18 protein-coding genes are annotated in these 24,339 nt (G+C 59.1%); 10 read left to right on the plus strand and 8 right to left on the minus strand.

The genetic code is table 11. The features are described 5' to 3' along the window. Positions 1-3: 3 nt before the first annotated feature. The 9 genes from ACZ5V4_RS01735 (at position 4) to ACZ5V4_RS01775 (ending at position 11,780) form a co-directional block, all read left to right on the plus strand. The gene (locus tag ACZ5V4_RS01735) at positions 4-216 is read left to right on the plus strand and encodes a helix-turn-helix transcriptional regulator (RefSeq protein ID WP_464316457.1); all 213 of its coding nucleotides are present in this window, start codon (positions 4-6) and stop codon (positions 214-216) included. 106 nt (positions 217-322) lie between these two features. Further along, entirely contained in the window at positions 323-1,192 is an 870-nt protein-coding gene (locus ACZ5V4_RS01740; RefSeq protein ID WP_464316458.1) for an AAA family ATPase, read from the plus strand. Positions 1,193-1,407: 215 nt separating this feature from the next. After that, complete coding sequence (locus ACZ5V4_RS01745; protein ID WP_464316459.1) at positions 1,408-1,776, plus strand: plasmid mobilization protein; 369 nt, start codon at positions 1,408-1,410, stop codon at positions 1,774-1,776. Next, positions 1,773-2,786, plus strand: coding sequence for a relaxase/mobilization nuclease domain-containing protein (locus tag ACZ5V4_RS01750; RefSeq protein WP_464316460.1), 1,014 nt, complete (start codon positions 1,773-1,775; stop codon positions 2,784-2,786). Before ACZ5V4_RS01745 ends, ACZ5V4_RS01750 begins: the two co-directional genes overlap by 4 nt. Before the next feature lie 394 nt (positions 2,787-3,180). Continuing rightward, positions 3,181-5,295, plus strand: a complete 2,115-nt coding sequence (locus tag ACZ5V4_RS01755; protein WP_464316461.1) for a type I restriction-modification system subunit M — start codon at positions 3,181-3,183, stop codon at positions 5,293-5,295. After that, positions 5,292-6,344: a virulence RhuM family protein gene (locus ACZ5V4_RS01760; RefSeq protein WP_464316462.1), complete on the plus strand. Its 1,053-nt coding sequence runs from the start codon at positions 5,292-5,294 to the stop codon at positions 6,342-6,344. Before ACZ5V4_RS01755 ends, ACZ5V4_RS01760 begins: the two co-directional genes overlap by 4 nt. Positions 6,345-6,442: 98 nt before the next feature. Then, the gene (locus ACZ5V4_RS01765; protein WP_464316463.1) at positions 6,443-7,720 is read left to right on the plus strand and encodes a restriction endonuclease subunit S; all 1,278 of its coding nucleotides are present in this window, start codon (positions 6,443-6,445) and stop codon (positions 7,718-7,720) included. Next, on the plus strand, positions 7,717-8,643 hold the full coding sequence (locus tag ACZ5V4_RS01770) for a DUF5655 domain-containing protein (RefSeq protein ID WP_464316464.1): 927 nt from the start codon (positions 7,717-7,719) through the stop codon (positions 8,641-8,643). The genes ACZ5V4_RS01765 and ACZ5V4_RS01770 overlap by 4 nt, the downstream gene beginning before the upstream one ends. A 26-nt stretch (positions 8,644-8,669) precedes the next feature. Then, positions 8,670-11,780, plus strand: a complete 3,111-nt coding sequence (locus ACZ5V4_RS01775; RefSeq protein WP_464316465.1) for a type I restriction endonuclease subunit R — start codon at positions 8,670-8,672, stop codon at positions 11,778-11,780. Between the two features lie 93 nt (positions 11,781-11,873). Here ACZ5V4_RS01775 and ACZ5V4_RS01780 read toward each other — a convergent pair whose 3' ends face one another. From ACZ5V4_RS01780 to ACZ5V4_RS01815, 8 genes are all read right to left on the minus strand, one after another. Further along, positions 11,874-12,980 carry a hypothetical protein gene (locus ACZ5V4_RS01780; RefSeq protein WP_464316466.1) on the minus strand — a complete coding sequence of 369 codons (1,107 nt, stop codon included), beginning with the start codon at positions 12,978-12,980 and terminating at the stop codon, positions 11,874-11,876. 615 nt (positions 12,981-13,595) lie between these two features. Continuing rightward, positions 13,596-15,173: a methyl-accepting chemotaxis protein gene (locus ACZ5V4_RS01785; RefSeq protein WP_464316467.1), complete on the minus strand. Its 1,578-nt coding sequence runs from the start codon at positions 15,171-15,173 to the stop codon at positions 13,596-13,598. Positions 15,174-15,477: 304 nt separating this feature from the next. Beyond that, positions 15,478-16,065, minus strand: a complete 588-nt coding sequence (locus ACZ5V4_RS01790; protein ID WP_464316468.1) for a DJ-1/PfpI family protein — start codon at positions 16,063-16,065, stop codon at positions 15,478-15,480. A gap of 194 nt (positions 16,066-16,259) precedes the next feature. Further along, positions 16,260-16,844, minus strand: a complete 585-nt coding sequence (locus tag ACZ5V4_RS01795; RefSeq protein ID WP_464316469.1) for a rhodanese-like domain-containing protein — start codon at positions 16,842-16,844, stop codon at positions 16,260-16,262. A 270-nt stretch (positions 16,845-17,114) separates the two neighbouring features. Further along, on the minus strand, positions 17,115-19,310 hold the full coding sequence (locus ACZ5V4_RS01800) for a hypothetical protein (RefSeq protein ID WP_464316470.1): 2,196 nt from the start codon (positions 19,308-19,310) through the stop codon (positions 17,115-17,117). 243 nt (positions 19,311-19,553) lie between these two features. After that, positions 19,554-19,733, minus strand: a complete 180-nt coding sequence (locus tag ACZ5V4_RS01805) for a hypothetical protein (RefSeq protein ID WP_464316471.1) — start codon at positions 19,731-19,733, stop codon at positions 19,554-19,556. A 52-nt stretch (positions 19,734-19,785) separates the two neighbouring features. Continuing rightward, complete coding sequence (locus tag ACZ5V4_RS01810) at positions 19,786-22,551, minus strand: cellulose synthase subunit BcsC-related outer membrane protein (protein ID WP_464316472.1); 2,766 nt, start codon at positions 22,549-22,551, stop codon at positions 19,786-19,788. Then, positions 22,548-23,612 (minus strand): glycosyl hydrolase family 8, encoded by a 1,065-nt coding sequence (locus tag ACZ5V4_RS01815; protein WP_464316473.1) that lies wholly within the window; start codon positions 23,610-23,612, stop codon positions 22,548-22,550. Before ACZ5V4_RS01815 ends, ACZ5V4_RS01810 begins: the two co-directional genes overlap by 4 nt. Positions 23,613-24,066: 454 nt before the next feature. Between ACZ5V4_RS01815 and ACZ5V4_RS01820 the strand changes: the two genes are divergently transcribed. Beyond that, positions 24,067-24,300 carry an amphi-Trp domain-containing protein gene (locus ACZ5V4_RS01820; RefSeq protein ID WP_464316474.1) on the plus strand — a complete coding sequence of 78 codons (234 nt, stop codon included), beginning with the start codon at positions 24,067-24,069 and terminating at the stop codon, positions 24,298-24,300. Positions 24,301-24,339: the final 39 nt, after the last annotated feature.

Consider the following 24,339-nt stretch of genomic DNA (forward strand, 5'->3'; position numbering starts at 1 on the left):
CTCATGTCTCGAATCAAAATTCTCTCCTCCCCTCTTCCGCCGGAAGGTTTTGTCCGGCTCCCCCAGGTTCTCCATGTGCTCGGCATCGGCAAAACCAGCTTCTGGGATGGCGTAAAATCTGGACGCTTCCCGGCTCCAGTAAAACTTGGCCCCAGGACCACCGCCTGGAAGGTTGAGGATATCCGCGCCCTCATCACCCGTTTCTCACAGGATTAGCCGTCATGATCGACACAAAGTTCATGCTGAGGTTGAGCCGGTGACACAGTGCAACAATGCTCCAAACAACACCAACGGCGGCCTACCGCCTTTTGTGGTGCTCTCAATGGATGATTTCCTTTTGATGACTCTCGCACATCGCGGGTTTCTTCTCCAGCCCATCATCCCAGACCAAGGCATCGTCATCCTGTTTGCACCGCGAGGCGTGGGAAAGACCTTTGTCGCCCTGACGATTTCAATAGCCGTCGCAGGCGGCCTGTCTGTTTTCAGTTGGCGTGCGGCAAAAGCCAACCGGGTGCTCTACGTGGACGGAGAGATGCCCGCCCTTGCGATGCAAGAACGTCTCTCAGCCCTGGCACTCGGCATGGCTGCCCCGGCGCACGCGATGAAAAACCTGTCCATCCTGACGCCCGACATGCAGCCCAGGCCAATGCCGGATTTGGCGACGACCGCCGGACAGATGGCCCTGGAGCCGTATCTCGAAGGCGTCAACATGCTGGTGCTGGACAACCTCTCGACGCTTTGCCGCACGGGCAAAGAGAACGAATCCCAGTCCTGGCAGCCCATGCAGAGTTGGTTGCTCGATCTACGCCGCCGGGGCCTCTCCGTCCTATTGGTCCACCATGCGGGAAAATCAGGAGACCAGCGCGGCACGTCCGCCCGTGAAGACATCATGGACACGGTCATCAGCCTCAGGCGTCCCCGGCAATACAGCATGGCGGAAGGCGCTCGCTTTCAGGTCCACCTGACCAAAGCGCGCGGCATCGTTGGCGATGATGCCAAGCCGTTCGAGGTCCACCTCAAGACCGAGGACAACAGCCTTCAATGGGACGTCCAGGAGCTTGAGGATGTCGAGCTGGAGCAGCTCAAGCGCCTCCTGGCAGAGGGATTCAGCATCCGCGACTGCGCCGAGGAAATGAGCATGTCCAAGTCCGCCATCCATCGCTTGAAACGGCGTCTGGAAGGGATCGCATAGGCGACCACGCGAGGTGTCCCACTGTCCCACTCTCTAGCACCGGGACAGTGGGACACCCTGCCTGCGGTCTCGGGCTCGTCCACCACCCACCTACGAGCCGCGCACGAACGGGTTGGAAGCAAGCCATGTTTTCGCTGCGCTCAAACGTCTTGCTCTGCGAGGCTCGGACTTAGTGCCACCGCTCATGCGGTAGCCATCAAAACGGAGACTGAAGCATGAATGGACGCCAAATAAAAGACAAAGGAGGCCGCCCGAAGGGCGACCCCGCCGCCGTGAGGGACATCACCATCGGCGTGAGGGTCAACGCAGCCGAGCGGGAAGCCTTGAGCAGAAAAGCCAAGCATATGGGCATGAGCCCCAGCCAGTGGCTACGGACGGCAGCCTTGGATCGCAAACTGCCTCCTACTCCAGTGCCCGAGGCCAACCGCGAAGCCTACGGCGAATTGACTCGCCTCGCGGTGAACATCAACCAGCTCGCCCGAGCCGCAAACGAGGGGCGAGCCGTGGTCTCTCCCTCCCTCCTCCTTGGCGTCCGCAAGGAAATCATCCAGCTCCAGCAGGCCTTGCTGGGGGAAGCGCCGTGATCGCCAAGCTCATCAAGGGCAAAGGCTTTCGAGGGGCGGTCGAATATGACCTCCAGCCAGGCAAGAGCGTCATGCTGGAGACCAACATGGCAGGATCGACACCCCGTGCGCTTGCCGCCGAATTCGGGGCCGTACGCGCAATGCGTCCCAGGCTCACTAAGGCGGTCTGCCACACGAGCCTGAGCATCCATCCCAATGAGCGCCTGACCGACGACCAATGGCGCGAGGCGGCCCACGCCTGGATGCAGGGCATGGGGTTCGTGAACAATCAATACATCATCAGCCGTCACACCGACGCGGAGCATCCGCACATCCACATCCTGGTCAATCGCATAACGCTGGGCGGCCAGGTGGTCAGCGACGCTCACGACTACAAACGCCAGGAGCCCATCATGCGTGCTCTGGAACGGCAATTCGGCCTGCGCATGGTCGCCCCGAGCCAGGAAGTGGGCCGCGCTGCACCGAAAAAGGGGGAGCTGGAGCACTCTCTGCGGACTGGCGAAACTTCAACCCGGATGCGGCTGCAAAACGCAGTGGATACGGCCCTCGGCCACGGCTGTCAGCTGGAGATGTTTCGTGACCGGCTGGCCTTGGTTGGGGTGGAGGTCCGCCTGAACACGGCCAGTACAGGTTTCGTCTCGGGGATCAGCTTTGCCCTTGATGGCGTCGCCTTCAAGGGAAGCAAGCTCGGTAAGGGCTATACTTGGAATTCACTTCAGCAAAGAGGTTTACGCCATGAGCAAGACAGAGGACGTTCGCAACAAGAGCTTGGGAATGGGGCTTGGCTCGGAAGGGAGATGGGGAGGGGCCACCAGGACGCAACAGATGCCGGAATCGGACGAGGCCGCCATGCTCCAGGACAGGCTTGCTCTTTTGAACAAACAGGAATTCCTTCGGGCCAAGAGTACGTCGGAGGTGATCTCTCTTTTGCAGAACTTGCAGCGGGACATAAAGAGCGCGAGCGAGAGCGTGAGATCATCCGCTCACGAAGTCAGGGGCTATCCCGTTGAAGTGGTCTCACAACTGTCCACGAGGCTTGAGGTTTGCGTTGCCCGTTGCGAAGATGCCGCCAAGCGGGCGGCTGAGGTATTTGAAAAAACCAAGTCAACTTACATACGGTTAGAGCAAAACTACCTGTTGCTTCTATTTACGGCTTGCATGGGGGTAGGGGCAATCATGGGGTCAATGTTTGTATTTTTGCCTAAACTGTTTTCCTAACATGAACGTAGGGCCGCCGAAAGGCGGCCCTACGCTTTCTGCTGGATTTCCTAGATATACGAGCTTCACCGCCCTTCTCTTCCAGTCGCGCCGATGATATAGGCGCAAAACCGCTCACGCCACGAGGAAATACCCGCCCTGTCTGAGCTAGCGGTTCCCGTTTCACTCCTTGAATGAGGACGTTTCATGACTTCCGAGACACATCGCCAGCTCGCCGGTTTCATCTGGAGCATCTGCAACCTGCTCCGTGGCCCATACAAGAGAAACGAATATCGAAAGGTCATCCTGCCGCTCACAGTGCTGCGCCGGTTCGACTGCCTCCTGGCCCCTACCAAGCGCAAGGTCCTCGAAGAGCATTCCGCCATCAAGACCAAGCCGGAGAACGTTATTAGCGGCATACTCCAAAAAGTCACCGGGAGGCCCTTCTACAACCTCTCCAAGCTGGACTTCCCCCGCCTCCTGGACGACCCCAATCAACTCGCGCCCAACCTTAACAGCTACATAAACGCCTTCTCTCCCAATGTGCGCACCATCATGGAGAAGTTCGCCTTCGACGTGCAGATCGCCAAGATGGCCGACAAGAACATACTCTATGAGGTGATCAAAGCCTTTAGCGGTCCCAAGCTCGATCTCTCCGCCGAGCGGGTGGACAACCTCCAGATGGGCTACGTCTTCGAGGAGCTTATCCGGATCGGCGCGGAACAATCCAATGAAGAGGCCGGAGAGCACTTCACCCCGCGCGAGGTCATCAAGCTAATGGTCAACCTGCTGCTCACGCCCGAAAAGGATCTTGGGCGCAGCCATGTGGTCAAGACCATCTACGACCCGGCCTGCGGCACCGGCGGAATGCTTTCCGTGGCTGAACAACACATCCGCGCGCTCAACGATCAAGCCAATCCGCACCTCTTCGGTCAGGACTGGAATGACGAGGCCTGGGCGGTCTGCAAGTCCGACATGCTCATAAAGGGCGACGACGCCGACAACATCCGTCTGGGCAACAGCTTCACCGAGGACGGCTTTGACCGCGACGCCCAGGGAAACAAGATCACCTTCGACTACATGCTGGCCAACCCGCCCTTCGGCGTGGAGTGGAAGCAGCAGGCCAAATTCATCGAACAGGAGCGCGACGAACTCAAGTTCGCCGGGCGCTTCGGGGCCGGGACGCCGCGCATCAACGACGGCTCCCTGCTCTTCCTCCAGCACATGCTCTCCAAGATGCGCCAGCCCAAGGACGGCGGTAGCCGCATAGGCATCGTCTTCAACGGCTCACCGCTCTTTACCGGCGACGCGGGCAGCGGCGAGAGCGCCATCCGCCAGTGGATCATCGAGAACGACTGGCTTGAAGCCATCGTGGCCCTGCCGGACCAGCTGTTCTACAACACCGGCATCTCCACCTATGTCTGGATTCTCACCAACCGGAAGGAGTCCCACCGTAAGGGCAAGATCCAGCTCATCGACGCCAGGCAGTTCTTCATCAAGATGAAGAAGAGCCTGGGAAACAAGCGCAGCAAGATCGGCGAAGGGGTTGGCGAGGGAATCAACGAGCCCGACCATATCGGCGACATCACCAGCATTCAGGGCAATTTCCAGGATGGCGAAACCCGCTCCTTCATCATCGAGGGAAAAGAAAAGGTCCTCGTCGTCAGCAAGGTCTTCGACAACGAAGACTTCGGCTTCCGCAAGATCACCGTGGAGCGTCCTTTGCGCCTGAATTTCCAGGCAAGCCCAGAGCGCATCACCCGCCTGGAGGAGGAGTCGGCTTTCCGCAACCTGGCTACCAGCAACAAGAAGGCCGAAAAGGCCAGGCAGCAGGAGGTCGAGGCGGGCATGCAGCGGCAGGAGCAGATACGTGAGCTGCTGAGGACCCTGGCCGCCGTTTCCGGAGAGAAGCTCTACACTTCGCGAGTGGAGTTCCTGACCGACCTCAAGAAGCTCGACCGGGCTGGCGGCGTTCGCTTGACAGCGCCCGAACTCAAGGCAGTTCTGAGCGCCCTTTCCGATCGGGACGAAACAGCGGAAATCTGCCGAGACCGGCATGGCAACCCCGAGCCTGATTCAGATCTTCGCGACACAGAGAGCGTGCCGCTCAAGCAGAACGTGGAGGCGTATTTCGCGCGCGAGGTGCTGCCCCACGTGCCCGACGCTTGGATTGACCACGCCAAGACCAAGGTCGGCTATGAAATCCCTCTCAACCGCCACTTCTACCGCTACGAGCCGCCGCGTCCTCTTGAGGACATCGAAGCCGACATCAAAGTTCTGGAAGGTGAGATTCTCGACCTGCTGCGCGAGGTGACTGTATGAGTGGCGAGCTGACTCCTACACAGCCGGGCGGGGAGTTCCTGCTCTATCGCAGCGAGGACGGTCGAGCCCGCCTGGAAGTCCGAATCCAGGGCGAGACCGTCTGGCTGTCGCTCAACCAGCTTGCGGAGCTCTTTCAGCGCGACAAGTCCGTCATCTCCCGGCACATCAAGAACGTCTTCGCCGAAGGGGAGCTTACCCCCGAGGCAGTTGTTGCAAAATATGCAACAACTGCCTCCGACGGGAAAACCTACAATGTCGAGTATTTCAACCTAGAAGCCATCATTGCCGTGGGCTATCGCGTCCGCTCCCACCGGGGCACGCAGTTCCGGCAGTGGGCCACCCAGCGCCTGCGCGAGTACGTGGTCAAGGGCTTCACCCTGGACGACGAGCGCTTGAAGCAGCCCGAAAGCGGCGGCTACTTCGAAGAGCTGCTTGCCCGCATCCGGGACATCCGCGCCACCGAGAAGCTCTTCTGGCGCAAGGTGCTTGACATCTACGCCACCAGCATCGACTACGACCCCTCCGTCGAGGCCTCCAAACGATTCTTCGCCGCCGTGCAGAACAAGATGCACTGGGCCGCCCACGGCCACACCGCCGCCGAAGTCATCCACCTGCGCGCCGATGCCAGCGCCCCCAACATGGGGCTGACGTCTTTTGCCGGGGCGAAGCCGCGCCAGAAGGACGCCGAGGTGGCCAAGAACTACCTCGGGCCGGATGAACTCGACGCGCTGAACAGGATCGTCTCGCTCTATCTGGACTTCGCGGAGTTGCAGGCCCTGAACCGCACCCCCATGCACATGCAGGACTGGATCACGAAGCTCGACGACTTCTTGAGGATCAGTGGCCGCGAGGTGCTGGAGCACGCCGGGAAGGTGAGCCATCAGGCGGCCTTGGACAAGGCGCGGGATGAATATGAGAAGTTCCGGCTGGCGCACGCGGATGACGTGACACCCGTGGAGCGGGATTTTGATGCCGCCGCCAAGGCGCTTGAGGGGATGGGGAAGGAGAAGGCACGTTCGCGCCGGGTCAAGAAGAGAGGGGGAGAGTAGTTATGAAGTTCCCTTCGTACCCGAAGTATAAGGATAGTGGTGTGGAGTGGTTGGGGGAGGTGCCGGAGCATTGGGAGGTGAAGCGAGGGCGGTTCTGTATGCAGGTGAACCCTCGAACTGACAAGCTAAGAGCCCTTGGACCAGATGATGAGGTTTCCTTCGTTCCAATGGATGCGGTTGGGGAATATGGAGGTTTACGTCTCGACACCACGAAGCCCCTCGCGGATATTGGCACTGGATATACAGAATTTCAAAATGGTGATGTTATAGTCGCGAAGATCACGCCGTGTTTTGAAAATTGGAAGGGAGCCTTGGCGACTAACCTGTTCAATGGCGTTGCCATGGGGACGACAGAGCTACATGTATTGCGTGCTCTTCAATACTTAGATGCACAGTTTCTATTCTATCTCACGTTGTCAAACGGCTATCGTAAGACAGGCGAGGCCGAGATGTACGGAGCTGGTGGGCAGAAGCGAGTTCCCCCCGAGTTCAACAAGAATTTCTGCACTCCCCTCCCACCTCTCCTTGAACAACACGCCATCGCCGCTTTCCTTGACGCCCAGACATCCAAGATCGACACCCTCATCGCCAAGAAGCGCGAGCTGATCGACAAGCTCAAGGAGAAACGCGCCGCCCTCATCACCCGCACTGTCACGCGCGGGTTGCCGCCGGAAGCGGCGAAGGCCGCAGGCCTCGATCCCAACCCCAAGATGAAGGACAGCGGCGTTGAGTGGCTGGGGGAGGTGCCGGAGCATTGGGGGGTGAAACGGCTGAAGCATTTGGCGACACTTCAATCCGGGATCACCCTTGGGAAGGACCGTAAACATAAGAACACTATATCTGTGCCATACCTTCGTGTTGCTAATGTGCAGGATGGCTACATCGACATAACAGATGTCGCAGAAATTGATATCGAGCCGCATGAGCTCGAAAAGTACGCCCTACGTAAGGGTGATGTCTTGATGAACGAGGGTGGTGATAACGACAAACTTGGGCGTGGTGCTGTTTGGTCTGGAGATGTCAATCCTTGTATCCACCAAAATCATGTTTTTTGTATTCGTCCACATCATGTTGAACCTGAATACATTAGCCTATTCACGCAGTCTTTGTGCGCGAAATCGTATTTTTTTATGTCAGCCAAACAGTCCACAAACCTAGCTTCAATTTCATCGCGGAGTATTATTGAACTGCACATTCCTGTGCCTCCAAAGTCAGAGCGCCGAATTGTTCTTGATTATGTTGCGAAGCAGTGTGCTCAAATCGACAAGGCAATTTCGCTCGCTGAGGCGGCGGCAATTAAGCTTCTTGAACTCCGCTCCGCCCTCATCACTGCCGCCGTGACAGGCAAAATCGACATCCGCGAGGCCACTCAATGAGCGACATCAAACTGTTCCACCTCGTGCCCGAGGGCGTCTGCGAACTCAAGGGCCAGTCCCTGGCCCTTGAAAAATCCCTCCAGACCCTCATGGAGCGGAACCTGGAAACCCTCCTGGGCGTGCGCTTCCTGGCCTCGGAGTACTCCACCGGCATCAAGCACAAGGGTCGCATCGACACCCTGGGCGTGGACGAGAACGGCTGCCCGGTCATCATCGAGTACAAGCGCGCCACCAACGAGAACGTCATCAACCAGGGGCTCTTCTACCTGGATTGGCTCATGGACCATCAGGCCGAGTTCAAGCTTCTGGTCCTGGAGCGCTACGGCAAAGAGGCTGCCGACTCCATTGAATGGTCCTCCCCGCGCCTTCTGTGCATAGCGGGTGACTTCACCCGCTACGACGAACACGCCGTGCAGCAAATCAACCGCAACATTGAGCTGATCCGCTACCGCCACTTCCCAGAGGGTTTCCTCATCCTGGAGATGGTCAACGCCGTGACGGCTGTGAATGGCGGCGAAAGTCCCGCTTCACTCCCTTCCAACTCCGCATCTCCGGCCAAGCCCCAGTACAAGACCATTTCGGAATACCTGGACCAGGCATCGCCCGACCTGAAAGACCTTTACCAGGCCGTTGAAGATTACCTCCTGGCCCTTGGGGACGACGTCATCAAGAAGGTTCTGAAACACTACGTGGCCTTCAAACGCATCAAGAATTTCGCCTGCGTGGAAGTCTTCGTGCAGACGAAAAAGCTGACCATCCTCGTGAAGGTTCCGCCCACGCCGGAAAACATCGTCGAGGGCTTCACCCGCGACGTGTCCAACATCGGCCACCTGGGCACGGGCGAACTGGAAATCTCCATCGCCTCCATGGACGACTTCGAGCGCGCCAAGCCGCTTCTGAACCAGAGCTACCAATCGAGCTGAACCCAACCGTACAGACGGGGAAGAGGATGTCCAAGCAGACCACCGAAAAGGCCTTCGAAACCTACGTGGAAACCATCCTGCTCGAAAAGAGCGGCTGGACTCAGGGGAACGTGGCGGAATGGGACGTGGACAAGGCCCTGTTCCCGGCGCGGGTCCTGGACTTCCTCCAGGACACCCAGCCCGGGCTCTGGGAGCAGATGCGCGGCCTGCACGGCGCGGGGCTGGAAGCCATGGTCGTCTCCACGCTGACCAAGGAACTGGACCTCAAGGGCCTGCTCCATGTGCTGCGACACGGCTTCAAGTTCTACGGCAAGACCTTCAGGATGGCCTACTTCAAGCCCGCGCACGGCCTGAACGCCGATGTTCTGGAACTCTACGGCAAGAACCGACTGAGCGTCACCCGGCAGGTCCCCTGTCACCCGGGCCGCCACGACACCATCGACATGCTCTTCGCCCTGAACGGCCTGCCCGTGGCTACCTGCGAGCTCAAGAACCCGAGCACCGGCCAGACCTGGCGCAACGCCGTGCGGCAATACAAGCAGGACCGCGACCCGCGCGCGTCGCTCTTCGAGTTCAAGAAAAGGGCGCTGGTGCATTTCGCCGCCGATCCAGACGAAGTGCGCATGACCACCCGGCTGCGCAAGGACTCCACCTTCTTCCTGCCGCTCAACCGGGGCAGCCATCCGGGAGAACTGAAATGCGGCGCGGGCAACCCGGCCCATCCCTCCGGCTATCGCACGGGATACTTCTGGGAAGACGTGCTGGGCTTCGACTGCTTCCTGGATATCCTGGGGCATTACATGTTCCTGGAGCGCAAGGAAGAGAAGGAGGACGACGGCAAAGGCGGCTCCAGGCGCGTGACCAAGGAAAAACTCATCTTTCCCCGCTTTCATCAGTTGGACGCCGTGGGCAAGCTGGTGCGCGCAGCGCGGGCCGAGGGACCAGGCCACAATTACCTCATCCAGCATTCAGCGGGCAGCGGCAAGACCAACAGTATTTCCTGGCTCTCCCATCGACTGGCCAGCCTGCATGACGCGGACGACCGAAAGATCTATGACTGTGTCATCGTCATCACGGACAGGCGCGTCCTGGACAAGCAGCTTCAGGACGCCATCTACCAGATCGAACATGCCCAGGGCGTAGTCAAAGCCATCGACGAGGACTCCAGGCAGCTTGCGGCTGCCCTCATCGACGGCACCAAGATCGTCATCACCACACTCCAGAAGTTCCCGTTCGTGCTGCGGGGGCTCCTGCACGCCACCGGCGCGGAAAGTCAGGAGAAGGCGACGGACGAGGAGAAACGCCAAGCCAAGGACTGGGAACAATCCATCGCGGAAAGACGTTACGCGGTCATCGTTGACGAGGCCCACTCCAGCCAGACCGGCGAGACGGCGCGCGAGTTGAAGGCCATCCTGGGCACTGGCGCAGGCGAAACCGATGAAGGTGAGATGGACTGGGAAGACCGCCTGGACCAGGTGATGGCTACACGCGGCAAGCAGCCCAACCTGAGCTTCTTCGCCTTTACCGCAACTCCCAAGGGCAAGACCATCGAACTGTTCGGCAGGCCCGGCCCCAGCGGCAAGGCCGAGCCGTTCCACATCTACAGCATGCGCCAGGCCATTGAGGAAGGCTTCATCCTGGATGTACTCACCAACTACACCACCTACGCCACCTATTTCAAATTGATCAAAGCGGTGGAAGACGACCCCAAATTCCCCAAGAAAAAGGCCGCGCGGGCGCTGTCCAAGTTCATGAGCCTGCACCCCCACAACATCGAACAGAAAACCGAAGTAATGGTTGAACATTTCCGGAGAAGCGTTCGCCACAAGCTAGATGGCCGTGCCAAAGCCATGGTGGTCACATCCTCGCGACTGCACGCCGTGCGCTACATGCAAGCCTTCAAGCGATACATCGACGAGAACGGCTATTCGGACGTGCGTCCTCTTGTGGCCTTTAGCGGCACGGTCAAGGACCCGAAAACCCTGCTAGAATACACCGAGCCGGGCATGAACACGGACGTGGTAAGCGGCAAGCCCATCGGCGAGGCCCAGTTGCCAAGCCGCTTCGCCTCGCCGGACTACAACGTCCTGCTGGTGGCCAACAAATACCAGACCGGCTTCGACCAGCCCCTGTTATGCACCATGTACGTGGACAAACGCCTGGACAACGTACAGGCCGTGCAGACCCTCTCCCGGCTCAACCGTATGATCCCTGGCAAGGACGCACCCTTCGTGCTGGACTTCGTCAACAATGCTGCTGACATCTACCACGCTTTCAAGCCCTACTACGATCAAACACAGTTGCAGGAGGCCTCGGACCCGGCGAAACTGGAAGCCCTCAAGCATGAACTCGACCAAGCCCAAGTGTACCACTGGAGCGAAGTGGAGGCCTTCGCCAAGGTGTTCTATAAGCCTCTGGCGCACCAGAAGCCACGCGACCACGCCGAAATGGAAAAATGGCTGCAACCGGCTGTGGATCGATTCAAGGCAATCCAAGAGGACGACGCCAGAGAGGACTTCCGAGACAAGCTTTCCGGCTACGTGAAGATCTACGCCTTCCTGAGCCAGATCATCCCTTATGCGGACCCTGAGCTTGAGATGCTCTACAGCTTCGGCCGATTCCTGCTGCCCCACCTCCCTATTGGCCGGGGGGGAGAGGCGGTGAAGGTCAGCGACGAGGTTGGTCTGCGCTACTACCGCATGGAACGGATGTTTGCAGGAGCTATCGACTTGGACGACGGCGACGACAAGGGCGTGAAAAGCCCCACAGACGTTGGCACGGGCAAGACTAAAGAGGAACAAGCTCCGCTGTCTGAGATCATCCAGGTGCTCAACGACCGCTTCGGCACAAACTTTACCGAGGCAGACAGGCTTTTCTTCCAGCAGATCAAGGAAAAGGCATGTAGCAACGAACAGGTGGTCAAAACAGCCCTGGCCAACCCGGACTTGGACAAGTTCACGCTAGGCATCAAGAAGCTCATCGCCGACTTCATGATTGAACGTATGGCTGAGAATGACGCAATCGTGACCAAGTACATGGAAGACCAGCAGTTCAACAGCGCTGTACTGCCAATCTTGGCCAGGGAAATTCACGCATCCGTGCTAGTTAGGCCAAGAGGAACAGCCATCTGTTCATAAGCCTAACATTATTTTGTTCTCGTCACAACAATGCTTTTACACAAAATACAACAACAAGCCTGCCGATTCATACCGTAACAAGAACTGTATTATTCATACTACCCCAGGAAACAACACCCTTGGCATCCGCCTATTCAACAATCTTACAACATGAATACTTTCAAAAACATCAACATCATCTGGATGAATCCCATCATCTATTTTATTCACCGAGAAAAGAGTGTCATCAATTTTAGAACAGATTCTTTGCACAGTTGTAGGCTCTACTGATCCGTTGAATTCTTGATTTGCGACATATGACACATGTCCAGGCATGGTTTCACCAAGATAGCGTACAGCATCGAATTGATAAATGCTTTTCCCTAGAGGACTAACTTCCGTGTCAGCATCTTTTGGAGCCGATGGATCGTCAGTATAAAATACAGAAACTTTTCCCAAGGCATTGTCCATCATTTGCTTGAACCCAGCATAAGTTACACACCCTGCCCCAAGACACCTAACAGACAAATGTTTTTGTGCAATCTCACGCCAAATTGGGAGCAATTGCATGTAAGCTGCCGCAACATCTTCTGGGCTTACAGTACCCTCAAATGTTGCTGGCAATTCATTCTTCCCATGAAATAGCTTGCATCGCGTATTAACATATTGCACATTCATTATATAATCTATCACGTTAGACCCAACCGGGACAAAACTTTGCAAACTAGACTTTACCGATGCTACAGCAATCGCTCGTCGGAGATATTTACCCTCACGTTCACCGCTAATCTTGGGGCAAATTAAATTGAGCAAGGATTCAAATGCAAGATACAAATATCTGTAAGCCTCGTATAGGTCGCTAGCCGTTTGCGACAATCTATAATATCTCAGCGGAGCAGACCACGATGATGGAGATGATGGTGCAGGTGGAACTAAATTTCCATCCTTATCCAGAATTTCTACTTTTGACTGTATACTTATTCCCAGGCTAGACACACCAACATGCTGGACTATTAATTTACCATCACGAGAAAAAAACAGTGTATGAGAGTCTCCTGGATTGGACACAGCGAGAAGTAAGCTTGACTCAAAGGCGAATACGTCAAGTGCTCGTTGTACTTGTTCAAATCCAATCTTCAAAATATCGTCTCGAAGCAATACTCCCTTTGAACGTGCAACTATTGAACGATGTCCTGTTTTTATCTCAACATCCCAATTCATGTCATCAGAGCTATAAGTGCAATCAATGCTTGCCGCTTAATTAAGCGTAAAGCCAACAGCTCCATTCACTACATTCGGGTGAAGTATTCTTCCTGCGTTCTTTCCACCAATATATATCACCTATATTCGCCACAATCACTCCCCCTGCTATGTATTTACTTTTAAATCTCTAATACTTGATGTTTGGCTAAGAAACAAGGGCTGCTGTGAAAAATATCTGCGCCATCGAAATGGAAGACCGTTGACATCATTCGGCGCACTGTTTTTGACATCTTTCGGGGAAATGGGGGGGGCTTCGAGCGGGAGCTAGACCCAAGATAGAACTTCTAGGCTGTGAGCAAACCGTACAGCTTTCCGGACAACTAGAATTTTATGCACTTGTAAAGTCCTGTATAAACACCATGTTAACTTGGTAATATGATTCCCCCCGCCCAACAGGACTTCCAGTACAGTCCGACAAAGTCCACATCCCCCAGGAATTTCAAGGAAAAGGCGGCCCGCAAGGGCCGCCTTTTTCGCTTTGCAGCAAGCTGGTAACCATTTTGAATGCGTTCGTGCATGCTGCCTGTCATCAGGGGTGTCGAGGCCGGGTCCGGAGCGTGCGATCCTCCCCCCTCACCCGTGCGGCAGCGCCAGGCGCTTCTGGTCCACGCTGAAGTGGCCGATGGTGGCCTGGAGCTCCACGGCCTGGAGCGAGAGGTTGTCCGAGGTGGCGGCCATCTCCTCGGCGGCGGACGCGTTCTGCTGGACGATCTGGTCCAGGGTCTGTACCGCCTTGTTGATCTGTTCCGCGCCGATGCTTTGTTCCCTGCCCGCCTGGGACATTTCCTGGATCAGCGCGGCGGTGTCGCGGATGTCTGGCACAAGTTGCGTGAGCATGGTTCCGGCCTTCTCGGCGATGTCCATGCTCTGGGTGGCCAGCACGTTTATCTCCGCGGCGGAATGGCCGGAGCGTTCGGCCAGCTTGCGCACTTCGGCCGCGACCACCGCGAAGCCCTTGCCGTGCTCGCCCGCGCGGGCGGCCTCGATGGCCGCGTTCAAGGCCAGGAGGTTGGTCTGGCGGGCCAGGTCGCCCACGATGGATATCTTCTCCGATATCTGCTTCATGGCCTGCACGGTCTGGATCACGGCCTGGCCCCCGGCCTCGGCGTCCAGGGCCGACCGCCTGGCCAGGGCGTCGGTCTTCACGGCGTTCTCCGCGCTCTGGGCGATGTTGGCGGTCATCTGCTCCATTGACGAGGAGACCTCCTCCACCGAGGAGGCCTGGGTAACGGCCCCGTCCGAGACCGAGCGCGCCGTGGCCGAGAGCTCCTCGCTGCTGGCGGCCAGGCTGGACGCCCCGTCGATGACGCGCCCGATGATGTCCGAGAGCTTGTCGATCATGGTCTCGATGGCGGTGGCCACAGCGCCCATTTCGGCCTGGAACACGCCGGTCAGGCGTGTCCTGAGGTCTCCGGCGGCCACCCGCTCGGCGAAGACGCGAATGTTCTCCAGCGGCGTGACCACGCCGCGCTGCAAAAGCGTCCAGACCAGGGCGAACACTGCGAGAAGCACCCCGCCCGACCAGGCCGAGGTTTTGAGGATGGCTTCCCTGCGCTCGGCCGCGGCCGCCGCGTGGGAGGTGATGATCTCGAACGCGCCATGGACCTCGCCCTCCTTCCAGCCCTCCTTGATCCCTCCGATGGGGTCGGGCTCGCCCTTGGGGTCGCCGTGGCAGCGCAGGCAGTCCCTGGTCAGGCGGATGGCCCGGAAATAGCGGGTCTGCCCGGGTTCCTTGAGGATGTACTCGGTGAGGCCTTTGTCGTGCAGTTCGCCAAGCACCCTCCGCTCGAGTTCGGTGGGTTCGTTCTCCGGATTGCGGGGGCTTATCTTGGGCACGCGAAACTGGTAGCCGCCCTTCTGCGCATTCTCGCGGGCCAGCCTGATGGCCGTGACCACGGGAACGGCATCCACCGCCTTCTCCCTGGGGATCTCCTCGAAGGGGCGCATGAGGCCGTCCTCGATCTTGGCGCTGAGGTTCGCGCGCGCGGCTTCGGCCATGATCACGATGGCCCGGCTCTTCTCCACCAGCCCCTCGGAGGAGAACTCCTCGATGGCCTCGACGAGAAAGAACCCCATGACCAGGGTCACCGCCAACGGTCCGGCCATGCTGATAACCAACAGACGCCACTTGATGCTGAGCTTCGCCATCATCGCATCATCCCCCGGGTGAATCCGCATTTGAGGTGACAAGCCGCCGACGGCCCGGCGGATGTGATCCAGGCCCCACCGCAACGCGTTGCCGCATTTGCCGAGCCAGTCAGATATCGTACAAGGCGTGCTCCCGGCGCAAAGCAGAGCTTCAAGCCGCCCATAACATGGGTGAGCCTTTTTTCAAATCATTTATCGCATTCGACCTTGGCGTAATCCGAAGGGCCGGGGGCGGAAACGAAGAAACGCCGCGACCCTGGCGGGGTCGCGGCGCTTTCGTGTCACGGCGGAAGTTTTTGGCGGGCTGCTAGGGTTCGATCCTGGAGCCCAAGAGCCCCATGAACTTGCGCATCCACTCGGGATGGGCGGGCCAGGCTGGCGCGGTCACCAGGTTGCCGTCCACATGGGCGTTGGTGAAGGTGTCGTTGATCTCCACCCACTTGCCCCCGGCCATGACCACGTCGGGCTTCACGGCCGGGTAGGCGGTGCAGGCCTTGCCCGAGACCACGCCGGCCGCCACCAGCACCTGCTGGCCGTGGCAGATGGCCGCGATGGGCTTGCCCGCCTTGGCGAAGCTGCGCACGATGTCCAGCACGCGCTCGTTCAAGCGGATGTACTCGGGAGCGCGCCCGCCAGGAATGACCAGGGCGTCGTAGTCGTCAGGGTCAACCCCGTCGAAGTCGTGATTGATGAGGAAATTGTGTCCGGGCTTTTCCGAATAGGTCTGGTCGCCCTCGAAGTCGTGGACGGCCGTCTTGACCTTCTCGCCGGCCTTCTTTCCCGGGCAGACCGCGTGGACGTCGTGGCCGACCATCAGGAGCATCTGGAAGGGGACCATGACCTCGTAGTCTTCCACGAAGTCGCCGACGAGCATGAGGATGCGTTTTGCCGACATGTATTCCTCCGTTGAGCTGGACGCGTCCGCGAAGCGGCCGCGAAGGTTGCTTCGGGAATACCTTACCTGTGTGTCAAATCAAGTGATATCCGTGAGTTTCGAAGGAAGCGGCGCGGTAGGAATGCGCCCGGCGCAAACGAGAAAGGCGGCCGAGCACATGCGCGGCCGCCTTCGAATCCTGTCCGGCGGAGGGGCTACGGGGCCCAGACCAGTTCGGGCTTGAGCTCGTACGTCCAGGGAAGGCCGTAGTTCTTCCAGCCGTTCTTCATGCGCTTGCCGTTGTAGACGCTCTCGGGATCGCTCACGGAGTCGCCCTCGAAGCTGTCCACCATGTTGTAGGCGTTGGTGAAGCCCGCCTTGGCGAGCAGGTTCACGGCCGTGGCCGCGCGCTGGCCGCTGCGGCACATCACGATCAGGGTCGTGTCCTTGCCGTACTTCTGGGAGACCTGCTCCGCGAACTTCTCGTTGGCCGCCAGGGGGTAGGACTTCTTCTCGGGGTCGAATTTGGCGGTGTTCAGCATCACGGGAATGTTGGGGGCCATCTCGGGATGGCCGACATAGACGTACTCCTCGGGGGTGCGCACGTCGAGGATGACCACTTCCTTCGGCTTGGCGCGCCACATCAGATACGCCTCCATGGCGGTTGCGTACTTGCCGAGCGTCGTCTGCTTGCGCGTGTCCGAGGGCGCTTTCGTTCCTGCGTCCTGAGCCATGGCTGCGGGAGCCGCGAGCAGGGAAAGTGCCAGTATCAAGGCCATCGTTGCCGCTCTTCTGCTCATTCCGACCTCCAAGGTATATTGTGTTGTCGAACGGTAACAACAGTGCTTCAGGCACGACCAAAGGGTAACGGCAAGTAATTTGGAATGCAATGGCCCTATGGAATCATGGTGAGGGCATCGAGACACGGTGAAAAGAGCGAATCGATAAGACACAGGGTAAGTAGGGAGGACTCCAGCAGCGGAAGATGCCTTTCAGGTCCCACCCGAAAAGCTTGGCCGTTGTCTCACGACCAGCGAAGCCGGAAACGGAAATAAGCAGGGCCAAACGAGTCAACCACCAGAGGCTTGGACAGAAATCCTCCCAACCGAATAGGTCAGCATCCGGGAATCTTCAGACAACCCCATGCTCTTCGGTGAACGTGCGGGAACTGCAGAACGTAATGTAACTATGTGCGGCCCTCCCCCTGGCAAAGATACATTAATTATCCCCTTTCCTGTTGGCAGGAAAACCTGGGATTCTGCCATGCGGTCAACAAAAACATCTATCGCACCCTGTTCCGGAGATTCAGTGAAACATCCAACAATTTCAATAGTCATTCGTTTTGGAGAATCACCGAAAACAGCCAAGACTCCCTCCTGGCTCATCCATCTGAAATTGCCCTCAGCGGCACCGAATCCATCTAGAATGATAGCAGCCCCCTTATTAACAGGGTACAATTCAAATTCACCAGATGACAAGATCTGACCATCAAAATCTATAGCTGAATCAATTGGCGAGGAAACACGTAAGACATGAGTTATTTTCCGATAAGACTCTTCATAGACACGACCAAGATTATAAATGTATCCTCCTTCATGCAACACCTTCTCAAAAATGAGAGGAACTGAACGCAGCAGATAGGCAGCCCATCTACTCGCCATGAACGGATGCGCGCCTAAGTCGCCAGAAACGAATACGACGGGATCCCCCTCTAGTTTCGAAACAACTTGTTCCAAGCCGCGAAATGAAGTACTTAGATGTTTTGAATAAGCCAAAGCAAGGTAAGAGACACTACGTTCGACAGCAACAAGGCTCCATGTTAAAATTGCGACAACACCAACAATCGCAGCGGCAACCCGCAGTGACGAATTAAAACGCAAATAATATACATTATTCCAAATCAACCCAGAAAGTCTCAGCGCACCAGTCGCAAAAAGAGGCGCAAGAGGTAATGACAAAAATTCCAACGACTTCATTGCCCCGTATCCGTACCCTCGCGCTCTAAAACTAAAATAAAGCACAGCGCACGCACACATAAGACCAAGGCATCTACGCCACAATCGAATCGGAGCCGCTAGGATCGAAACAAAGAGTACGAACGAAACAAAGGCAACACCAACATTGCCACCAACTCTATTCACAAAATCGACATCAATCAGTGAAAACCAAAGAGGAAAATTCCACCACGTGACGCGTGACACCAACTCACTAAACTCAGGGCCATTTGAAAAAGCCATCTGCTTGGCATGGAACAAAACAGAAAATGCACCGACAATTGACGTTGGAGCAACAACGATTGTCGTAAAAATCATAATTCCCAGCGATCGAATAATATACTGTATTTTGAATTGGTTGCTTTCAAAATAAACTTGAAATAATATAATAACACCGGCAGGAAGTGCAATAGCAAGCATCTCTGGATACGTTGCTAGAACAGCGCCTAAAAATATACCAGCGGCGACATTCGTCACCTTGTCGACCGACGAGCGCAAGCCATCATAGAAATAATGGATAAAACCACCGAGAAATGCCATGCCAAATACAGTTGCAAAATTCATATTCCCATAAATAAACAAGAAAACAGGAGACATGGCTATCAACAAGAGAACCGGTACACGATTCGCCGTATGTTGCAATTCCAGGAGAGAACTAAGGGGGAGGAATGCAGAATACAAAAGCAAAAGGCTTCCTGCAGCAAAAACCGTCACGAAAGACTCCACCGGCCCATTTCCACTCAATATAGAAGCCATGACGAGCAATAATTCCGCACCGATTCGAGGCAGAAGTCCAATTTGAACTCCGGCAGATGAATCAAATGGAAAAAAATCATTCGCAGAAAAAGGATCGCTTAAAGAGTTCTCATGCAACCACGCAGCGCTAAAAATAAACCAAAACTCATCATGGCTACCAGTTCCTTCAAGTGGGACAACACTTCCAACCACAAGACACCCAACCAACCTCCAAGCAACATACGCCACTGACAAAAGTATTAATAAATTGATCTTCAAACTATCAAAACAAATAAGTCCCCTATACATCGCGACAAGCGAACACCCTGCAGAAACGAGCAAGGCGATCCATGCGGCATATTTTCCAGGAAGCACCGAGAGCAGGAGAACAAGCAAACAGGACAAAAGAGCTGTTCCAATCAGAATACGGGAGAGGATTCCATACCAATGCTGATCAGAGGATAGCTTTGGGAGAACAAGCCAAGTCATGCCGGTCGCGCATGCCCCGGCAGCAAGGGCCGCGACTAATGATAGCATATCAATTCTTCTTGAAGCTTAACAAGGCATTGTATTACTTGAGACTGATATTTAATATCAAGTAAAATTACAACCACGAACAGAGAACTAGTCAAAATCACCCCAGAACAACATGCACTCCTCCCAGCTTCTCCATCATTTTCAATCAAAATACCTTGTTAGAACAATGCCTGGGGTGAACAAACGCCTACACGACAAGCATGGAACACTCAGTTCGGTTTGAAGCGGCGCAATGCCGCGTTCTCAATGCCGCTGGGACAAGCCCAGCGAGGTCGCGTGGTGGTGGAACTGCTGGCCGGGGGAACAGGCCAGGGAGGCCAAGGCGGCCAGGGACAGGGCCAGGCAGACGGCCCCGGCCAGGAAAAAGGCCCGCATCCCGGGGCAGGCCCCGGGTTGCCTCACCAGAAAGGGCGACTTGTTCATGTCTGTTGCTCCTCTTCGATCGTATGACCGCGCGGGGGTGCCCCAGGTTACATCAGTCCCTGTCCAGGGGGGTGTAGGTGCGAAACAGGCTCTTGGGGGCCCAGAAGGCCTTCTGCGGGTCGAGGTAGAACCGCAGGCCGAGCCCAGCGTAGAATTCGCTGTAGTCGGCCGCGTTGCCGAAGCCGCCGAACACCCCGGCCGCCAAGTGCGGGGTGAGGAGCTTAAGCGCCTCGCCCTTGGCCGAATAGGCGAACTTGGATTCGGTCTTGCCGGAATAGCTGCCGCCGTATTCGGCCAGTTGCCCGCTTCCGGCGAAAGCCAACGGAGCGCCCGCGAGCGGATACTTGGAGGCCCCGGCCGTGCGCTCGTACATGTAGCCCACCGAGCCCTCCAGGTCGTACCAATAGTCGCGGCACTCGGGCGAGCGCAGGCGCAGGAAGGGCCCGGCGATGAAGAGAAGGTCCGGGCTGTAGTAGCCTCCGTTGCCGAAGGTGTGGAAATTCAGGTTCCTGGCGAAGTGCTTGATGGTGGCGAAACCGCCCAGGGCTATCTCGCTGTCCAGGGCCGTGAAGGTGCGCCCGGCGGCCACGTTGCCGCGCACCCCGGCGTTGTCCGCCACGTTGTGGCCCCAGAGGTAGTCCGCCCCGCCGCCCAGGCTCAGGAACCAGTCCCGCCAGGGGGAGAACACGTATGTGCCCTGCGCGCCCGTGCGCACCACGCGCCCCCAGGTCTTGGAGCCGTAGGGGTCGCGCTGGCCGACCCAGGAGAGGATGGACTCCGTGACCGGCTTCTGGTGCCCGCGAACCTCGAAATCGGGGGAGGACACGCCGGCCAGGAAGGTGGCCATCACCGGGGCCGGGCCGCCGATGGGCGTGGTTCCGGCCTCGAAGCGCCAGCGGTAGGGGCCTTCCACGTCCAGGAAGATGTCGGGGGTGTGCACGGTCACGTCCGTGACCAGCGAGTTGCGAAGCCCGGCCCCGGCCACGCGGGCGTAATAGGAGCCCACGTAGGGGTCGGCCGGGGAGTTGCCGCTGTAAAGGTGGCTCGGCGTGTACACCGCCCCCAGCCGCCATCCGTCCGGGTGGGCCCAGGAGTAGCCCACGGGTGCGGACCACTCGGTCAGGCGCGAGGTGCCCGGGTCGCCGGTCTTCGCGCGCACGAAGCCGCGCGCGTCGATCATCTGCGTCACCGCGCCCGCGCAGCACTCGCTGCCCGGGTCGGCCTTGGCCGCGAGCATCGGGGCCTTCTGCTCCTGGTAGAAGCGCGCGGCTTCCTTCCTGGCCTGCGGATCGGGCTCGGCGGCGAGCTTCGAGGCGGCCTGGAAGGCTTCGACGCGCCGCCCCGTCCCGGCCAGGGTGGTGGCCAGGGGCGAGAGGAAGCGCTTGTCCGAGGTGGCCTTGTAGCGCTCTTCGAAGAACTCGCGGGCCTTGGCGTTGTCGCCCTCGGCCAGGGCGGCCCAGGCCTCCACCTCGCGGACTTCGCCCCCTTCCGGCCACAGCGCGCGGGCCTTGGCGGTTTCGGCGCGGGCCTGCGCGTAATCCTTCGCTTCGAGCGCGGCGAAGGCCTTCCTGACGTGGACGCGGTAGGCGAGCTCCCTCATGGCCTGGTCGCCGGAGGCCGCGCCGGGTCCGGCCACGGCCAGGGCGTCGTCCAGCCTGCCCAACTGGTAGAGGGCGTAGCCGCGTCCGAGCTGCGCGTCCGGGCGCTCCGGGAACCGGGCGGCGAGCGCGTCGAAGGCCTCCAGGGCCTTGGCGTGCCTGCCGGAGGAGAGGTCGTCCCAGGCCAGCACGGCCATGGCGTCCGGGTCCTTGGGGCTTGCGGCCAGGATGCTCCGGGCGAGTTCCACCCTGCGGGCGTTCGCCAGGCCTTCCTGACCCATCTCCCTGCGGTCGAGGGTCAGTGAGAGTTCGTCCAGGGCGGCCTGCTGCTTGACGGAGAGGCCGCGCGCGCCGTCCTTCAGGCGGCGCAGGTGGTCGCGGGCGATGTCCGGCGAGGTGAGGGACGCGAGGTCGTAGAGCGCGCCCAGGCGCACGCCGAAGTCGGCCCCGGGGCAGGCGGCGAGCTTGGCCAGCACGGGCTTGGCCCGCTCCTGGCGGCCCTGGGCGGCGAGGCCCTGGGCGATCTTCAGGTACACGTCGCCGTCCGCGCAGGAACCGAGCCCGGCTTTGTGGCGCTCCAGCAGGGCCTCGAGCCTGTCCGCCGAAGGTTTGGCCCCGGCGTCCGCGAGCGCGCCGCGCACACCGGAATCGGCGGCGGGGGCCGCCTTCTCCACGGGCTTGACCCCCTGCCACTGGGCGCGTTGCTCCGGGGAGAGCATGGCCAGGTAGCGCTCCATGGCCTTGCGGTCTCCCTGGGCCTTGAGCACCGTGAGCAGCGCGGGCAGGGTCTCCTGCGGCTCGTACCCGGCGGCGGCAGCCTTCTCGAAATTCTCCCTGGCCTCGGGAAGCTTGCCCAGGCGCACGGCCGCGTAGCCAAGGCCGAGCCTCGCCCGCGAGGCCGTCTCGCCCTCGGCCACGCCGAGGGCCTTGGCGAAGGCCTCCTCGGCCTGGGCCCAGCGGCCCTGCCGGAAATGCTCCCAGCCCTGGCCGATGAGCTGCTCGGCCGAGAGGGGCGCGGCGGCGTCCTGCCCGCCCGCGCGGCGGGCCTCCTGCGCGGAGCGCTCCACCTTGGGCTGGCCGGACGCGGGGGCCTGCACCTCGGGCGCGGCCTGTTCGCGCACCACCGTGGCCGCCTGGACCGTGCGCACCGCGTACTGGGCGCGGGCGTCGGATGCGAATGCCGCGCATGCGGCGAGAGCGAGGCAAAAAATCCGGATCATTGCAGTCCTCGCGTGGCGCAGAGCAGGTACAGCGCGTGGGAGTAATAGTCGTCCTTTTCCGATTGCAAGAGCCCGTGCGCCTTTTCCTGGAGGCGTTGCGCGGTGGCCGCGTCGCCCAGGGTCTGCGCGGCGCGGGCGAGGACCGCGTAGAATCCGGCCGGGGCCTCGCCCTGGTCCGTGGCCCCTGGAACCACGGCCAAGCGCGCCGGGATCCGGCCCGTGTCGCGGAAAAGCGCGAGAAGCGGCTCGAACCGGGCGAGCGCGGCCCTGTTCAGGTCCCAGGAGAGGTAGAGGGGCACGCGGATGGCGTCGTAGGAGAAGTGCGCGCCCTTTTCGCCCCAGGGCTTCACGACCCCTCCCGAGAGCACGGCCCAGTCGGGAGGAAGCCCGAGCGGCCCGGAGAGCGACTTCTCCAGGAGCTCCAGGCTGTCGGCATGGAGCCTGCGCCAGAAGCCGGGGTCGCCGGTGCGGGTCAGGTCGTAGAAGGCGGGGAAGATGAAATAGGACGGATTGAAGGCCGTTTCCCCGGGCTTGGCGAAGCCCTCGCGCCCGGGCAGGAGCACCAGGCGGCCGCCCTCCTCCCTGGTCAGCTCTTCACGCAGAGCGGCGGCGATCTTGCCGGAGGCCTCCAGGTAGGCGGCGTTGCCGAAGCGCTCGCCCGCGCGCAGGAGCGTCCAGGCCAGGAAGATGTCGCCGTCGGTGGCGTTGTTCAGGTCGAGCACGCCCCAGGAGCCGTCGTCGCGCCTGCCCCAGGACCACGCCGCGAGCCCCTTGGCCCCGGGGACCATCAGGTTGTCGCGCGTCCAGGTCCAGAGCCTGTCGAAGAGCGCCTTGTCGCCGTGGGTCAGTGCCAGGTACATGCTGAAGCCCTGCCCCTCGGAATGGCTCATCTGCTTGTTGGCGAAATCGATGACCCGGCCGTCCTGCTGGATGAAGCGCGCCTTGTAGTATTCCCACACGTCCTGGTCCTGGGCCAGGGCGGCCCCGGCGAAAACCGGCAGGAGCGCCATGAGGGCGCCTGCCAGGAACAGTTTGATTTTACTAGACTTCATCGCGTTCATGCCTTCAGGATGGCTCGGCGGTTGCCTGCGATTCCGGCCCGGCCGCAGCGGAACAGACGCTTCACTGCATTACCGGTGCAGCATGCGGGTCGCAACGTTCAACACGCGAAGTGTTCGATTGCCTCGCCGACTGCAATCGCGTCCCAGGATCGAACAACGGACGCGTCTTGCTCTCCACCGAACAATACCGTGCTTTTCTGAATATCTTTTCGAACGCAATGTCAAGCGTGGCAAACGCATTTCACCCACACGCGCACACCTTTTAATCTGGATCGAGCGAGGAAAATCCCCAAAACCGGGCCGCCGTCCGCCCAGTCGGGGGGATGGTTCCGCCGTGGCTGACCGTCTGATGCGCATCCAGGCGCCGGGCCCGAGCCTGTTTTTTTCTCTCAATTGTAATGCAAAACGCACGACGATGGGTTACGGTGGCGCAAACATCATCCCGGAGGAAGTCATGGGAGAGAAGACCGTTCTCATGGACGTGGAGGAAACCCTGCTGCGCTACGACGCGGCCGTGATGCTCAGGAAGCTGGCCGATGAACTGGCCCAGGGCCGCCTGGCCTGCGAGTCCGGCCAGGTGGAGGTCGGCCCCCAGGTCAAGCTGGAGGCCAAGGGCAAGGTGAAGTCCAAGGAAGAGGGAAGCAAGGCCTCCCTGAAGATCGAGCTTTGCTGGCGCATTCCCGGCTAGAACGCTGCTGCCGGCGCTCCCCGCCGGGCAGCTTCCCTG

The sequence above is a fragment of the Fundidesulfovibrio sp. YSD1 genome, from assembly GCF_055397115.1.

Excerpts from the sequence above, each read along its gene's own strand:
- ACZ5V4_RS01735 (WP_464316457.1), top strand. The coding sequence starts at position 4 with ATGTCTCGAATCAAAATTCTCTCCTCCCCTCTTCCGCCGGAAGGTTTT.
- ACZ5V4_RS01740 (WP_464316458.1), top strand. The coding sequence starts at position 323 with ATGGATGATTTCCTTTTGATGACTCTCGCACATCGCGGGTTTCTTCTC.
- ACZ5V4_RS01745 (WP_464316459.1), top strand. The coding sequence starts at position 1,408 with ATGAATGGACGCCAAATAAAAGACAAAGGAGGCCGCCCGAAGGGCGAC.
- ACZ5V4_RS01755 (WP_464316461.1), top strand. The coding sequence starts at position 3,181 with ATGACTTCCGAGACACATCGCCAGCTCGCCGGTTTCATCTGGAGCATC.
- ACZ5V4_RS01760 (WP_464316462.1), top strand. The coding sequence starts at position 5,292 with ATGAGTGGCGAGCTGACTCCTACACAGCCGGGCGGGGAGTTCCTGCTC.
- ACZ5V4_RS01765 (WP_464316463.1), top strand. The coding sequence starts at position 6,443 with ATGCAGGTGAACCCTCGAACTGACAAGCTAAGAGCCCTTGGACCAGAT.
- ACZ5V4_RS01770 (WP_464316464.1), top strand. The coding sequence starts at position 7,717 with ATGAGCGACATCAAACTGTTCCACCTCGTGCCCGAGGGCGTCTGCGAA.
- ACZ5V4_RS01775 (WP_464316465.1), top strand. The coding sequence starts at position 8,670 with ATGTCCAAGCAGACCACCGAAAAGGCCTTCGAAACCTACGTGGAAACC.
- ACZ5V4_RS01780 (WP_464316466.1), bottom strand. The coding sequence starts at position 12,980 with ATGAATTGGGATGTTGAGATAAAAACAGGACATCGTTCAATAGTTGCA.
- ACZ5V4_RS01785 (WP_464316467.1), bottom strand. The coding sequence starts at position 15,173 with ATGATGGCGAAGCTCAGCATCAAGTGGCGTCTGTTGGTTATCAGCATG.
- ACZ5V4_RS01790 (WP_464316468.1), bottom strand. The coding sequence starts at position 16,065 with ATGTCGGCAAAACGCATCCTCATGCTCGTCGGCGACTTCGTGGAAGAC.
- ACZ5V4_RS01795 (WP_464316469.1), bottom strand. The coding sequence starts at position 16,844 with ATGAGCAGAAGAGCGGCAACGATGGCCTTGATACTGGCACTTTCCCTG.
- ACZ5V4_RS01800 (WP_464316470.1), bottom strand. The coding sequence starts at position 19,310 with ATGCTATCATTAGTCGCGGCCCTTGCTGCCGGGGCATGCGCGACCGGC.
- ACZ5V4_RS01805 (WP_464316471.1), bottom strand. The coding sequence starts at position 19,733 with ATGAACAAGTCGCCCTTTCTGGTGAGGCAACCCGGGGCCTGCCCCGGG.
- ACZ5V4_RS01810 (WP_464316472.1), bottom strand. The coding sequence starts at position 22,551 with ATGATCCGGATTTTTTGCCTCGCTCTCGCCGCATGCGCGGCATTCGCA.
- ACZ5V4_RS01815 (WP_464316473.1), bottom strand. The coding sequence starts at position 23,612 with ATGAACGCGATGAAGTCTAGTAAAATCAAACTGTTCCTGGCAGGCGCC.
- ACZ5V4_RS01820 (WP_464316474.1), top strand. The coding sequence starts at position 24,067 with ATGGGAGAGAAGACCGTTCTCATGGACGTGGAGGAAACCCTGCTGCGC.